This is a genomic window from Kutzneria chonburiensis, from assembly GCF_028622115.1.
In the GTDB taxonomy this organism is placed as follows: domain Bacteria; phylum Actinomycetota; class Actinomycetes; order Mycobacteriales; family Pseudonocardiaceae; genus Kutzneria; species Kutzneria chonburiensis.
On the sequence record NZ_CP097263.1, the window covers coordinates 5,132,483 to 5,145,192 of the forward strand.

14 protein-coding genes are annotated in these 12,710 nt (G+C 71.2%); 4 read left to right on the forward strand and 10 right to left on the reverse strand.

The annotated features are described in order from the left end of the window. Window positions 1–8 precede the first annotated feature (8 nt). Entirely contained in the window at window positions 9–1,565 is a 1,557-nt protein-coding gene (locus M3Q35_RS23065) for a PP2C family protein-serine/threonine phosphatase (protein WP_273944104.1), read from the forward strand. 84 nt (window positions 1,566–1,649) lie between these two features. On the opposite strand, the gene M3Q35_RS23070 is transcribed toward M3Q35_RS23065, so the two are convergent. Genes M3Q35_RS23070 through M3Q35_RS23085 form a run of 4 tightly spaced genes read right to left on the reverse strand, consistent with a single transcriptional unit; the run spans window position 1,650 to window position 6,487 of the window. Further along, complete coding sequence (locus M3Q35_RS23070) at window positions 1,650–2,855, reverse strand: D-alanyl-D-alanine carboxypeptidase family protein (RefSeq protein WP_273944105.1); 1,206 nt, start codon at window positions 2,853–2,855, stop codon at window positions 1,650–1,652. Between the two features lie 35 nt (window positions 2,856–2,890). Then, window positions 2,891–4,354, reverse strand: a complete 1,464-nt coding sequence (locus M3Q35_RS23075; protein WP_273944108.1) for a hypothetical protein — start codon at window positions 4,352–4,354, stop codon at window positions 2,891–2,893. After that, the gene (locus tag M3Q35_RS23080) at window positions 4,351–5,406 is read right to left on the reverse strand and encodes a DUF917 domain-containing protein (RefSeq protein ID WP_273944110.1); all 1,056 of its coding nucleotides are present in this window, start codon (window positions 5,404–5,406) and stop codon (window positions 4,351–4,353) included. The genes M3Q35_RS23075 and M3Q35_RS23080 overlap by 4 nt, the downstream gene beginning before the upstream one ends. 37 nt (window positions 5,407–5,443) lie before the next feature. Next, on the reverse strand, window positions 5,444–6,487 hold the full coding sequence (locus M3Q35_RS23085; RefSeq protein ID WP_273944112.1) for an aldo/keto reductase: 1,044 nt from the start codon (window positions 6,485–6,487) through the stop codon (window positions 5,444–5,446). A 91-nt stretch (window positions 6,488–6,578) separates the two neighbouring features. Here M3Q35_RS23085 and M3Q35_RS23090 point away from each other — a divergent pair, with 91 nt between their 5' ends. Then, complete coding sequence (locus M3Q35_RS23090; protein ID WP_273944114.1) at window positions 6,579–7,133, forward strand: TetR/AcrR family transcriptional regulator; 555 nt, start codon at window positions 6,579–6,581, stop codon at window positions 7,131–7,133. Window positions 7,134–7,194: 61 nt separating this feature from the next. On the opposite strand, the gene M3Q35_RS23095 is transcribed toward M3Q35_RS23090, so the two are convergent. Further along, a complete protein-coding gene (locus M3Q35_RS23095; RefSeq protein WP_273944116.1) occupies window positions 7,195–7,479 on the reverse strand; it encodes a hypothetical protein in 285 nt (94 codons plus the stop codon). A gap of 135 nt (window positions 7,480–7,614) precedes the next feature. Here M3Q35_RS23095 and M3Q35_RS23100 point away from each other — a divergent pair, with 135 nt between their 5' ends. Next, window positions 7,615–7,953 carry a hypothetical protein gene (locus M3Q35_RS23100; RefSeq protein WP_273944119.1) on the forward strand — a complete coding sequence of 113 codons (339 nt, stop codon included), beginning with the start codon at window positions 7,615–7,617 and terminating at the stop codon, window positions 7,951–7,953. Here M3Q35_RS23100 and M3Q35_RS23105 read toward each other — a convergent pair. Both M3Q35_RS23105 and nudC read right to left on the reverse strand, forming a co-directional pair. Beyond that, complete coding sequence (locus tag M3Q35_RS23105) at window positions 7,940–8,368, reverse strand: CBS domain-containing protein (RefSeq protein ID WP_273944120.1); 429 nt, start codon at window positions 8,366–8,368, stop codon at window positions 7,940–7,942. The two genes, M3Q35_RS23100 and M3Q35_RS23105, sit on opposite strands and share 14 nt — an antisense overlap. A gap of 60 nt (window positions 8,369–8,428) precedes the next feature. Then, complete coding sequence (gene nudC, locus M3Q35_RS23110) at window positions 8,429–9,223, reverse strand: NAD(+) diphosphatase (protein WP_273944121.1); 795 nt, start codon at window positions 9,221–9,223, stop codon at window positions 8,429–8,431. A gap of 24 nt (window positions 9,224–9,247) precedes the next feature. Between nudC and M3Q35_RS23115 the strand changes: the two genes are divergently transcribed. Beyond that, complete coding sequence (locus tag M3Q35_RS23115; protein ID WP_273944126.1) at window positions 9,248–10,258, forward strand: DUF2293 domain-containing protein; 1,011 nt, start codon at window positions 9,248–9,250, stop codon at window positions 10,256–10,258. On the opposite strand, the gene M3Q35_RS23120 is transcribed toward M3Q35_RS23115, so the two are convergent. The 3 genes from M3Q35_RS23120 to M3Q35_RS23130 are packed head-to-tail and all read right to left on the reverse strand — an operon-like array spanning window position 10,242 to window position 12,608. Further along, window positions 10,242–11,039 carry a helix-turn-helix domain-containing protein gene (locus tag M3Q35_RS23120; RefSeq protein ID WP_273944128.1) on the reverse strand — a complete coding sequence of 266 codons (798 nt, stop codon included), beginning with the start codon at window positions 11,037–11,039 and terminating at the stop codon, window positions 10,242–10,244. The two genes, M3Q35_RS23115 and M3Q35_RS23120, sit on opposite strands and share 17 nt — an antisense overlap. A gap of 10 nt (window positions 11,040–11,049) precedes the next feature. Continuing rightward, the gene (locus M3Q35_RS23125; RefSeq protein WP_273944130.1) at window positions 11,050–11,538 is read right to left on the reverse strand and encodes a GNAT family N-acetyltransferase; all 489 of its coding nucleotides are present in this window, start codon (window positions 11,536–11,538) and stop codon (window positions 11,050–11,052) included. Then, the gene (locus tag M3Q35_RS23130; protein WP_273944135.1) at window positions 11,538–12,608 is read right to left on the reverse strand and encodes a nucleotide disphospho-sugar-binding domain-containing protein; all 1,071 of its coding nucleotides are present in this window, start codon (window positions 12,606–12,608) and stop codon (window positions 11,538–11,540) included. The genes M3Q35_RS23125 and M3Q35_RS23130 overlap by 1 nt, the downstream gene beginning before the upstream one ends. Window positions 12,609–12,710: the final 102 nt, after the last annotated feature.

The following is a 12,710-nucleotide window of genomic DNA, read 5'->3' on the forward strand; positions in this document are numbered from 1 at the left end:
GAACGGGGTTGGACGGAATACCGCTGAGCAGGCAGGAAACCGTCGGCGTCGCCGTGTGGCAGGCGCTGCTGGACGCTGCCGACGGGGCGGTGCTCGTCCACGACGCCCGGGGCGTGGTGCGGGTGGTGAGCCGCCGCGCGGCCGAGCTCTTCCCCGAGTTGCGGCCCGGTGTCGAGCTGGCCGGTGTGGCCGGATTCACCGGTTCGGAGCAGGGCGAGGTCGAGACCACGTGCCAGGGCCTGCCGTGGCGCTGGGTTTCCACCCGATTGGACGCAGACCATGTGGCGTGGCATGGTGATGCGGCCGAGGCCGACGAGCCCTGGTGTGAAAAGTGCGCGCAGTCACGGTTTCTGGTCAACAGCAGCCGGCTGTTGGGCAGTTCCCTGCGCCGGGACCAGACTTTGCGCAGTATCGTGCAGCTGGCCGTGCCGACGCTGGCCGACTGCTGTGCCGTTGTGCTGCCGGCCAAGCGGGGCCGGGTCGAGTGGTGGCGGTACACCCGTGGCGGCGACACCGAGCACGGGCGGATGGGTCAGCACGTGCTCCGGTCCGTGACGGCGCTGAGTGAGGCTTTCTCGGGTTCGACGACCAAACCCATGCCCGGGCACCCCGTGGCCGGCGCGCGGCTGGACTGGCTGCTCGGCGGCGATTCCGCCGTGCCGGCCAGCGTCGTGGTCGTGCCGCTGCGGCACGAGGACCTCAACGCCGGCGCTTTGGTGTTGGCCAGCAACGACTCTCGCGGTGCCGAATCCCTTGGGGATCAACTGGACGTCCTCCGCGACTACGCCGGCCGGGCCGCCGCCGCGTTGAGCTCCGCGCATTCGTTCAGCGAGCAGGCCCGGGCCACCGAGGCGTTGGAGTCCAGCCTGCTGCCCACGCCGCTGCCCGACATGCCCGGCCTCGCCTGGGCCTCGTGCTACCGGCCGGCGCAGAGCACCATCCGCGTCGGCGGCGATTTCTACGATGTGTTCCCGGAATCCGACGGCCGGGCCCTGTTCCTGCTCGGCGACGTCTGCGGCAACGGCGTCGAGGCCGCGACCCTGGCCGGCCGCATCCGGCACACCGTCGAGGCGCTTCGACTCGTCGAGACCGAGCCCACGAAGCTGTTGCACCTGTTGAACAAGGCCATCCTGACCAGCTCCGACAACCGCTTCGCCACGCTCGTCGTCGGCGCCCTGGAACGCCTCGACTCCGGCGCCGTGCGTTTGCGGCTGGCCTCCGGCGGCCATCCCTCGCCCCTCGTCCTTCGGGCCTCCGGCGCCGTCGAGGAGATCGCCGTGCCCGGCACCCTCGTCGGCGTGCTGCCCGATCCCCACTTCGGCGAGGCCGGCGTCACCCTGTCCGCTGGGGACGTCTGCCTGCTCTACAGCGACGGTGTCACCGAGGCCCGTGGCGGCGGCGACGGCCGGGAGCAGTTCGGCACCCACCGCCTCACCGAGGCCATCGCCGCCGGCGCCGGCCTACCCGCCGCCGACCTCACCCGGCACGTCGAGCACCGCCTCAACGACTGGCTCACCGGCCGCGACCACGACGACGTAGCCCTCCTTGCCCTGCAAGCCATCTAGCCCCCGCGAGTCCCGTTCACAGTCACACCGAACTGCTGAATCCGTTTCACGCATTCGGTGTGACGCTGGGCGGGACTCGCGGGGTCAGCCGATGCGGCGGCGGCGCATGCCGACGTAGACGACTCCTCCGATGACCAACAGCAGGGCCGCTACCGCAACAGCCGTGGCGAAGGAGAAGCCGGAGTCCTCGGACTTGCCGGAGGCGAGGACGTGCTGGGACTCGCCGGGCGGGACGGCGGTGGTGACGGCGGGCCGGGCGGTGGGGTCGGCGTCGACGAGCTGGCCGACGGGCTGGGCGCCGGAGGACTTGAGGGTGAAGCCGTAGTCCATCATCGGCGCGGACTGGCTGTACATCTGCGTCACGGGGCTCATGGTGCCGCGCATGCCGACGAACACGATGCGGGATCCGTTGCGCTGCGCGGCATTGATGTAGGTGTGCAAGGCATCGTCGGTGTAGCCGGTCTTGCCGCCGAGGTCGCCGTCGTAGTTGTAGAGCAGCGGATTGTCGTTGCCGACGACGAAGCCGGGCTTGTCGCCCCAACCGGGGAACGGGATCTGCTGGGTGGCCACGGCGTCGGCGAAACGCTTGTCCTGCATGGCCAAGCGGAACAACACGGCCAGGTCGTAGGCCGACGACACCATGCCGGGCCCGTCGAGCCCGGCGGGAGTGGCGGTGCGGGTGTCCAACGCGCCGACGCTGTGGGCCAACGCGTTCATCTTGGCCACGGTCTTGTCGACGCCACCCAACTGGGTGGCGAAGGCGAAGGCGCAGTCGTTGCCGGAATGCATGAGCAGCGCGTGGAAGATCTGGTCGTTGGTGTACTTGCCGTCGGGCCCGATGCCGACGCGGGTGCCGTCCTGGTTGGCGTCGTCCCAGGTGCCGGTGACGGCGGTGTCCATCTTCAGCTCACGCAGGACGACGAGAGCCAGCAAGACCTTGATCAACGAGGCCGGGCGCTGCCGGGCGTGCGGGTCGCGAGCGGCCAGCACCTGGCCGGTGTCGAGGTCGGCCAGCACCCACGACTCGAACTGGTTGTTCGGCGGGGCAGCGGCGCCGGGCGGGATCACGGGGCCGCACTCGGCCATCCGCGAGCCGCCGACGGGCTGGGCCGGCACGGGCAGCGGCGCGGGCGGCTGCTGACCGGGCGCCGGTTTTTCGGACGAGTCGACGGGCGGCGGCGGCGCGGTGCGGAAGTCACAACCGGCCGGGTCGGCGGCCGCTGTGGGTGCCGCAATCGTGCAGATCAGCACGAACAGGGCAACCAGCAGGCGCAGCAGTCGTCGGGGCACACGGCAGCGTAGCCGGAAATCCGGTCGCGTCGGTGTCAACTCCGCTCGTACGTACGCCGCCAGCCGACGCGCGGCGGACCCTCGGCACGGGCCCGCAGCAACACCGTCGGCTCGGTGACGTACGGGACGGTCGACTCCTCGAAATCGGTCACCGCAACCGTGACCGGATCGGCCCCGGCGTGCACGGCCGCGGCGCGGGCCTGCTCCCTGGTCCGGTGCCGGATGTCGTCGCCGTGCGCGCTGTTGGCGCTGAACATCCGCACCGCCTCACCGCTGATCGGCGCGACGGCCACGCCGACCGCCGCGGCGGCGTCGGCCCGCGGCGGGCAGCACACCAACGTCGTCCCCGGCAACGGCCCCGGCAGCGTGTCGACAAGCTTCTCCGCGCCCGGCCCGATCACCAGCAGCGGCAGGTCACGGGGCGAGCTCTTGGCCCGGTCGACCGCCGCCGCCAGCTGCGGCAGCCCACAGCCGGAACCACCGATCGGCGGCGTCGTCGGCACGAGCGCCACGGTCCGCAACCCGGTCTGCACGCCGGCGATCGCCGTGGGCCCAGCGGCGAGCTGCGCCGAGCCGGCGGTCACGGAGCACACGGCCGTCGGCTCGCCGTCAACGTCGGTGAAGGCGACGAGCGCCTCCGGCTCACCAGCCAGCAACGCCGCCCCGCGCGCACCAAGCGCCGCCGCAGCACCGTGCATGAGCAGCGGCCGGGTCAGGGCGTAGTCCACGGTCATGATGGAGCCGTCGTTACGGGCGAGGAACGGCTCCGCGTGCGACAGCCCCACGTCGACCAGCGACCGACGCAGCCGGTGCGCCGCGCCCCAGGCCCGACGGATCAGCGCCGCCTGCAACACGGTGGCGTTCTCCCGCTCCAACAGGCCGGAGCCGCCCATCTCGTGCGACAGCAGGATGGGCACGGAGTCGCCGAGCTCAGCCCGCAGCAACCCGGCCGCGGCCAGCTCGTGCCCCGGGGCCACGGCGGCGAACACGCTGCTCACCGCGACCGCGTTGACCCGGCCGGAGATCTGCCGCGCGAACGCCACCAGCGCGGCGGTGTCCAGCGGCTCGAAGTCGGTGCCGTCCAGCCGCGCCCCGCCGGCCACGCACGCCTCGGCGATGGACACCGAGGACCGCAGCTCGGCCGGCCACCCGGCCAGCGGCGGCAGCGATGTCGTCGCCGCGCCCAGCCGCACCACGGCCACCGGCCCCAGCTGTCCCGGCCACCGCCGCCAGCCGTCCGACGCCCCGGGCAGCCCGGCCAGGCCGTCGATCTCGCTGACGCCGATCATCACCTGCTGGATGTGCGCGAGGTCGACGCCGCGCGGCCCGGCCTGGGCCATCAGTTCCTCGACGACCACCGGCATCACGGTCGAGGCGGCGGCGGTCGTCAGCGGGCGTTCGATCGAGGCCAGCACGGTGCCGTCGCTCTCCACGAGGGCGGCGGCGAACCGGTCACGCTGCATCGACAGGCCGAGACGGCAGCTCCGGTCGGGGTTCATGACGCGACCACCGGCCGGTACGGCAGGTCGAGGCCGAACGCCGCCGGCCCGACCAGGTCCAGCCCGGCCGGCGTGCGCCACACGTCCGGGCACGGCAGCGCGAACGCCACCACGCGCTGCCCGTATCGCAACTCCTCGGCGCCGAGCGCTTCGCCGGTGTACGTGTCGAACACCGTGATGATGTCCGGCACCGTGGCGAGCACCTGGCCGTCCTCGATCACGGCGAGGTACTCGTGCCCCACTTCCAGCCGCAGCGTGCGGCCCTCGTCCGCACCGGTGCCCTCGATCGTCGCCGGTGTGTGCCGCCCCGGCTCCGGCAGCGCCGCGGTGACGCGCCCCTCGGCGATGAGCACGCCGTCGAACTCGGCCACGATCGCCCGCGCGGCGTCCGGCACCGACGCCGCCGCGCCGATCAACTCGCCGATGCGCAGCGCCTTGCTGACCGAGCCGGTGATGACGGCGTCGGCCACCTGGTCGACCGTCATCACGTACTCGCTGCTGACGCCGCGGTCGCCGAAGCCGACGACCACCGACCGGGCCATCCGCTCGGCCCAGCCGTCGCCGGCGTGCACGGCGACGACCCGGTCGTGCTCGTCGGCCAGGACAACGGGGTCCGGGGTGACGCCGGCCAGGTGCATGGCCACCCGCGACATGCCGGGAAAGGCGCGTCCCATGCCGTCCGCGTCCAGCATCGGCAGCCCGGCGTGGGCGGCAAGCGCCACCGACGCGGCCCCGTGGAAGCCGCCGATCTCGTTGCACAGCATGGCCACCACCGGCTGGCCGAAGTGCCGCTCCACGTGCCCGCGGATCGTCGCGGCCTCGCGGCAGGTGCCGATCCGCTCGGCCCCGATGGCCGGCGCGCCGAGGAACGTGCACGGCATGACCAGGCCGTTCGCCGGCAGCTCGGTCGCCGGCACGACCTGAACCGGGCCGTTCAGTTCGACGGCGTGGACGGCCAGCGGCAGCGCGTAGCGGGCCTGTCCCCCGCCTCCGCCGCCGAGCACGTCGCAGCCCCGCGCGAAGTCGCGCAGACGTCCCCCGGCCAGGTGCATGCCGCGATCGTAATCACCTGGCGACAGCGCGCCAGTGTCAGGCGGCCGAACGGGTTGCGGCGGGGCGGCGGCGCAGGGTGGTCTCGCTGATCTCCCGCGGCGTGTAGAAGGAGTCCTCGGGGTTGATCGCGGTGCCTGGCGCGACCACGGCGTCGATCCGGTCCAAGGTCTCGTCGTCGAGCACGACGTCCGCGCCGGCGAGCAGGTCGTCCAGCTGCTCCCGGGTGCGCGGGCCGATGATCGCCGAGGTGACGCCGGGGTGCGCGATGGAGAACGCCATCGCCAGGTGGGTCAACGAGATGCCGGCGTCGGCCGCGATCTTGGCCAGCTCCTCCACCGCCGCCGCCTTGCGCACGTTCGCCGGCGCCGCCGGGTCGTACATCGCCGGCATGATCGCGGCCCGGCCGGTGCTCATGTCGACGCCGTTGCGGTACTTGCCGGTCAGCCAGCCCATGGCCAGCGGGCTCCACACCAGCACGCCCATGCCGTAGCGCTGGGCCGTCGGCAACACCGCCGACTCGATGGTGCGGTTGAGAATCGAGTACGGCGGCTGCTCGGTGCGCAGCCGCTCGAAGCCGCGCCGCTGCGAGACCCACTGCGCCTCGACGATCTGCTCGGCCGGGAAGGTCGACGAGCCGAAGGCCCGGATCTTGCCGGCCCGCACCAGGTCGGTCAGCGCGGACAGCGACTCCTCGATGTCGGTGTCCGGGTCCGGCCGGTGCATCTGGTAGAGGTCGATGTGGTCGGTGTCCAGGCGCCGCAGGCTGTCCTCGACGGCCCGCACCATCCAGCGGCGCGAGTTGCCCTGCCGGTTGACGTCCTCGCCCATCGGGCCGTGGAACTTGGTGGCCAGCACGACGTCCTCGCGTCGGCCCTTGATCGCCTGGCCGACGATCCGCTCCGACTCGCCGTCCGAGTACCGGTCGGCGGTGTCGACGAAGTTCAGACCCGCGTCCAGCGCGGCGTTGATGATCCGTGAGGCCTCCTCACGATCGGTGTTGGCCCAGGTGCCGAAGTTCATGGCGCCGAAGCAGTACGGGCTGACCTTGATCCCGGTCCCGCCCAATACCCGCATCTGCATCTCTCACGTCCCCTTTGCGGCTTGAGTTGCAACACCAATGTAGCGAGTTTTCCCAAAGGTGCAACCCCATGTCGCCGCCTACCATGGTCACGTGACCCGACCGCTGCGCGCCGACTCCGAACGGACGATGCGCGCCATCCTCGACGCCGCCAACGAGGTGCTGTCCACCAACCCGTCGGCCACGCTCCAGCAGATCGCCGACGCCGCCGGCGTCGCCCGCACCACCGTGCACCGGCGCTTCGCCAGCCGCGAGGCGCTGATCGACGCGCTGGCCCAGGACATGTTGGAGCAGACCGAGGCCGTGCTCGACGACGCCCGTACCGACACCGCGCCGCCACTGGTCGCGCTGCACGAGCTCAGCGCCGGCTACATCCGGGTCAAGAGCCGCTGGCGGCTGTCCGAGGCCCGGCCGTCGGACTCCCACGAGTGCATCATCGAGCGCATCAAGGCCAAGAACCGCGCCCTGTTCCAGCGGCTGGCCGACTCCGGCACCATCGCCCCCGACGCCGACCTCGACTGGGCGATCCAGGTCTACTTCGCCCTGCTGCACGAGGCGATCGAACGCCGCGCCGACACCGGCAACGACCCCGACACCCTGGCCGCCCTGGTCACGTCCACCCTGGTCGGCGGCCTTCGCGGGCTGTGACACCAATGCCAAAATCGCGGCCCTGGCTGACCAGGGCCGCGACTCGGATTCAATTCAACAATCAGCAACCCAGGTAAACCCACGCGACCGTGTTGCCGTAGTGGTCACCGCCACGCCCGGACGCGGTGCGAATGTGCCGCCATCCGGAGACGCATTCGTAGGCCCAGACCTGGTCGGAGCCGCTGATGTGACCGACGACGTAGGTGTCGCCGACAGGCGCCGCATACATCGTGTAGTCCACATTGGGCGACGCGCCGACCGATGCGAAGTTCTGCGCCGCGGGCGTTGACGGGCCAGCGTCGGCCGTCGAGGCCGTCAGTGCCGCGGTTGCCGCCACCAACGCCACGCCGCCCAGTGCGACGCCACACTTTCGAAGATCCACAATTTCCCCCTGTGAGATGAACCGTCGAACCTCGAATTGATCGTGGCATCGCCCCGACCGGATTCACCAGTTCACGAGTACGACCACGGGCGGCCATATATGGCCGATCCGATCGGCCCAGTCGCGGTGCATCCAGGCGCGCCGGTCGCGGTGGCCGCCTTGTCGGCCGGGCTGCTGGCGTCCGGGTTCGGGCTCGGTGTCCAGGGCGTGTGCATCGGCATGGTGTTCGCCCGCACCGTGCCCCGCGAACTCCAATCCCGGACCCGAGGGGTGTACCAGACCGTCAGCTTCGGCATGCGCCCGATCGGCGCGCTCGCCGGCGGCTTCGGGGCCGCGGCGATCGGCGAGCGCCCGGTGCTGCTGGGCGCGGCCGTGCTCGGCGGCCTGGCCTCCCTCTGGCTCCTCCGGTCCTCGCTGCTGCGCGCTAACCCTGGGTGATGTACTGCTCCAGCTGGGCCTGCTCCTCCTGGAGCTGGCTGATCTGGCGCTTCACCACGTCGCCGATGCTGACGATGCCGGCCAGGCGGCCGTTGTCGACCACCGGCACGTGCCGGATGCGGCGCTCGGTCATGAGCACCGAGAGGGTCTCCACGGTGTCGTCGGGGGTGCAGGTGAACACCGAGGTGGTCATGATCTCCGACACCGGGCGGTCCAGCACGGCCGCGCCGTGCTCGGCCAGGCGCCGCACCACGTCGCGCTCGGAGACGATGCCGGCCACCCCCTCGGGAGTCAGCACGACCACCGCGCCGATGTTGTGTTTGGCCAGCTCAGCGACGAGCTCGGTGACCGTGGTCCATGGTGGCACGGTGGCCACGCTCGACCCTTTGCTCCGCAGGACGTCCGCGATACGCATCGTGCTCGCCTCCGATCGGCGCAGGGGCTCTGCCTGAAACGTCCACGGTAGTGGCCGGGGTCACAAAGCGCGCGGGGCCGAGAGCCATGTTTCGATCAAGTGAGCGCCGATCGAGTCCAGGAACCGCGGCAGATGCTGGTCGCGGACCTCCTCCGGGGTCAGCCAGCGGGCCTCGGCCAGCTCGTCACCGTCCACGTTGATCTCCGGGGACAGCGCCTCGGCCCGGAAGGCGATCATCAGGCCGGCCGGGAACGGCCACGGCTGCGAGCCCACGTAGCGGACCTCGCCGACGGCGACGCCGGCCTCCTCGGCGACCTCGCGCCGCACCGCGTCCTCCAGGCTCTCACCGAGGTCGACGAAGCCGGCCAGGGTGGAGAACCGGTCCGAGCGCACGTGCCGGCCGAACAGCGCGCGACCCTCGTGTTCGACGAGCACGATCACCGCGGGCTCGATGCGCGGGAACAGTTCCCGGCGGCAGCCGAGGCAGTCTCGGACGTTGCCGCCGTGCCGGGGCCGGGTCTCGCCGCCGCACGTGCCGCAGAAGTGCTGGTTGCGGTTCCAGTGCAGCAATGCCTTGGCGTACACCAGCATCGCCGACTCCTGCGCGCTGACGTCGCCGAACAGCGACCGCACGTCCACCGCGGACGGCGGCTCCTCGGCCAGCTCCACCGCGAACACGCCCGTGTCGCCGTCGAGGCCGAGGAACACCTCCTCGCCGTGCGGCGGGGCGTCCGGCGCATACCGGTCCCGCCAGAACGGGAGCACACGGGCATCCGTCCGCAGGGAGGCGATCCAGTCCGGGTCGGACCGGCGGTCACTGGCGCGGTCGAGCCGCAGCCCGCTGTAGGGGATCACCGGACCGATCGTATGGTCAGTGCCATGCAGCAGAGCACGCGAGTGAGGACCATCGCGGAAACCATCCTGAGCCGCCGTGGCCGGGTGTCCTTCGTGGAGGTGCTGGTCGAGCTCGGCTGGGTGCACCAGAAGAACGTGGACAGCTGGCGGCGCGGCGAGCTGGACCCGTTGTCCAAGGCCATGTCGGTGAGCGACCAGCAGCTGATCGAGGCCGCGGAGACGTTCAACATCTGGGGCGGCCTGCGGTTCAGCCGGGACACCACACCGAACGTCTCGGCCACCCGCGACCGCCGGACGCTGCGGATCACCGCCGGCAGCGACACGCAATGGGTGCACCTGCGCTTTCGCAAGACGGAGGACCGGGTGCGGCCCCGCGCCGACGAGAAGGTGCCGGACCTGGTCGTGCTGGAGGCTCGTGACGAGTTCGAGTGCGAGGAGTGCGGCGAGCACGACCGGTTCCTGATGATGGAGAGCCAGTCGGCGCTCTGCATGAGCTGCGCCGACCTGGACCACCTGGTGTTCCTCAAGGCCGGCAACGCCACGCTGAGCCGCCGCGCCCGCAAGGAGAGCGGCCTGGCCGCGATCGTGGTCCGGCCGGACGCCCGGCAGCGCAACCGGATCTGGCGGCTGGGCATCCTGGTCGAGCCGGACGCGCTGGAGCGGGCCGAGCAGCAGTGCTTCGACGACGAGGAGATCCGGGCCCGTCGCCGCGTGAAGGACGCGGAACGCCGCGAACTGCTGGACGAGAAGTTCATGGGGCAGTTCACGATCGAGATCCGGCTGCTGTTCCCGAAGATCCCGGCCGAGCGGGCCGAGGCGATCGCCCGGCACGCCGCGCTGCGCGGCAGCGGCCGGGTCGGACGCTCGGCCGCCGGGCAGGCGCTGGACGAGCGGGCCGTCCGGCACGCCGTCGTCGCCTCCGTACGGCATCTCGACACCGACTACGACGCCCTGCTGATGAAGGGCGTGCCCCGTCAGGAGGCCCGGGACCAGATCTGGCAGCGCATCGACCAGGTGCTCACAGGCTGGTCATGAACGCCCGCGTGACCTCGTCGGCCGGGAAGAACGACTCGATCACCAGCTCGGCCACGGTCACGTCCAGCGGCGTGCCGAACGTCGCGATCGTGCTGAAGAACGACAGCTCCACGTCGCAGCGCCGGATCCGCAGCGGCACGATCAGGTTGCTCAGGCCGGGCAGCAGTTCGACGGCCGGCTCCTCGTCGTCGCACGGGTACGACTTCAGCTCCCGGTACAGCTCGACCAACTCCGGATCGGCCACCGCGTCGAGCTGCCGCCGCAGCTGGCCGAGCAGGTGCGCCCGCCACTCCCCGAGGTTGACGATGTGCGGCGCCATGCCGTCCGGGTGCAGGGCCAGCCGCAGCACGTTGGTCGACGGCCCGACCAGGTGCTCGGCCGCGCCCGCGGTCAGGAACGACGCGCTGGCGTTGGCGTCCAACAGGTTCCAGTAGCGGTCGACCACCACCGCCGGGTACGGGTCGTGGCCGGTCAGGATCTGCCGGATCGCCGTGCGGATCTCGGTCAGCTCCGGCGAGTCCAGCGCCGTGCGGGTGTAGACCGGGGCGTAGCCGGCCGCCACCAGCAGCGTGTTGCGCTCGCGCAGCGGCACGTCGAGGCGGTCGGCCAGGTGCAGCACCATGTCCCGGCTCGGCGTCGACCGGCCCGTCTCCAGGAAGCTCAGGTGCCGGGTCGACACCTCGGCCTGGTTGGACAGCTCCAGCTGGCTCAGCCGGCGGTGCTCCCGCCACTGCCGCAGCAGCTCCCCCACCGGCCGCTGCCTGATCTCCGCCGTCGTCATGCCGCCGACGCTACTCAGCGCGGGTCGTCACGGACATTACCTTCGACGTAAGGGTCACGCGTTCCCCCAGCTCGGACAGCCATTTCTCGTGCGCGACCAGTCGCGTCAGCTCCGGGCCGGGCTCGATGACCTCGGTGAAACCGCGGGCGGCGTACCAGGGCGCGTTCCACGGGATGTGCCGGAACGTGGTCAGCGTGACCGCCCGGCCGGCGGCGCGTCGGAAGACGGCCGCCAGCAGGGCGGTGCCCAGACCGCGCCTCTGATGATCCGGATGCACGGCGAGTTGGTGCAGGTGGAGGCCGTCATCGACGTCGCCGACGTAGGCGAAGCCAACCGCTGGGCGGCCGACTACGAACACGTCCTCGGCGGCCGCGATGTCCCCGGTCGCCGGGCTCGGTGGGAACACGATCCCGTACGCCTCGAACAACTTGTCGGCCGCGTCCTCGACGGCCAGCAGGCCGGCCAGCTCGCCGGCCTCGGCCACCCGCACCTCGTCCATCAGCCCTCCACTTGGGACTCCACGATGTCGGCGGCCCGCCGAACACCGCCACTGTCGGCGATTTCCTGCTTCACCTTGGCCAGGTTCGCGGCGATGCCGGCGTCCGTGCTGACATCTAGCAACGCTAGGCGGAGCCGTTCGACCGTGACCTCGTCACGGGGAATATGCCGCCCCAGGCCGAGTTCTTCGATCCGCGGCCCGGTCAGTAGCTGGTCGACGGCCTGCGGCACGGCGATCAGCGGCACCCCTTGCGCCAGCGCCTCCATCACGCCGCCCATGCCGGCGTGCGTGATGAACGTACTGGCCCGCGTCAGCATCGACGCTTGCGGAACCCATTGCCGCACAACGAAATTCTCCGGCAGTGGCCCGAGCTCCGCCGGGTCGGTGAACCGCCCGACCGCCATCTCCACGTGCCAGCCGTTGTCGGCAAACGCCGTGACGCAGTCACGGAAGAAGTCCGGCCGGTCGGTGTAGGACGACCCGAGCGAGATCAGCAGCACCGGCCGATCTGCCGGCCCCGGCCACCGCGGCGGCGATCCCATCGGGCCGACGAACGTAAAGTTGCCCGCCACCGTCTCGCCGGCGAACTGGAACGACCTCGGCATCGCCACCAGGCACGGCCTCGGCACCAGCAGCTCGCTCGGGATCCCATACGCCGCAACGTACTTCGGGAAGTCTTCGGCGTTCGAGTCCGGCAACGCCACATAGCTGGCCGAGATCTGCACCACCGGGATGCCCCACCGGTCGGCCAGCACCGGTCCTTGGAACGCCCCGATATCGCAGACGATCAGATCCGGCCGGTCGTCGGCATAAGCCGCCTCGATCTGCGGGATGACGGCCCGGTATTCGGTGACGAACATGCGAGTGCCGGCATCGCCGTCCTCCGGCATCCGCTCGGGGAACGTCGTCGTGTGCAGCACCGGCGTCGCGCCGGCCTTGGCGACGACATCGGTGAACTGCTCGGTGGTCGCGTAGGTGACCCGGTGGCCGCGGGCCACCAGTTCGGTCACCAGGGGCAGGCCGGGCTGGACGTGGCCGTGCTCGGGCACGGCCATGAACGAGATGTGCATGGCGGAACTCCTGCTGAGTCAGACAAGTGGGTACGCGAGATCCACTCGGCACTCAGTGGTACAGCGGCAGGTGTCCAAAGCCCATGCGCCCAGCATAGGGAT

Excerpts from the sequence above, each read along its gene's own strand:
- M3Q35_RS23115 (WP_273944126.1), top strand. The coding sequence starts at position 9,248 with ATGCAGCAGAGCACGCGAGTGAGGACCATCGCGGAAACCATCCTGAGC.
- M3Q35_RS23085 (WP_273944112.1), bottom strand. The coding sequence starts at position 6,487 with ATGCAGATGCGGGTATTGGGCGGGACCGGGATCAAGGTCAGCCCGTAC.
- M3Q35_RS23130 (WP_273944135.1), bottom strand. The coding sequence starts at position 12,608 with ATGCACATCTCGTTCATGGCCGTGCCCGAGCACGGCCACGTCCAGCCC.
- M3Q35_RS23100 (WP_273944119.1), top strand. The coding sequence starts at position 7,615 with ATGGCCGATCCGATCGGCCCAGTCGCGGTGCATCCAGGCGCGCCGGTC.
- M3Q35_RS23080 (WP_273944110.1), bottom strand. The coding sequence starts at position 5,406 with ATGCACCTGGCCGGGGGACGTCTGCGCGACTTCGCGCGGGGCTGCGAC.
- M3Q35_RS23075 (WP_273944108.1), bottom strand. The coding sequence starts at position 4,354 with ATGAACCCCGACCGGAGCTGCCGTCTCGGCCTGTCGATGCAGCGTGAC.
- M3Q35_RS23120 (WP_273944128.1), bottom strand. The coding sequence starts at position 11,039 with ATGACGACGGCGGAGATCAGGCAGCGGCCGGTGGGGGAGCTGCTGCGG.
- M3Q35_RS23125 (WP_273944130.1), bottom strand. The coding sequence starts at position 11,538 with ATGGACGAGGTGCGGGTGGCCGAGGCCGGCGAGCTGGCCGGCCTGCTG.
- M3Q35_RS23105 (WP_273944120.1), bottom strand. The coding sequence starts at position 8,368 with ATGCGTATCGCGGACGTCCTGCGGAGCAAAGGGTCGAGCGTGGCCACC.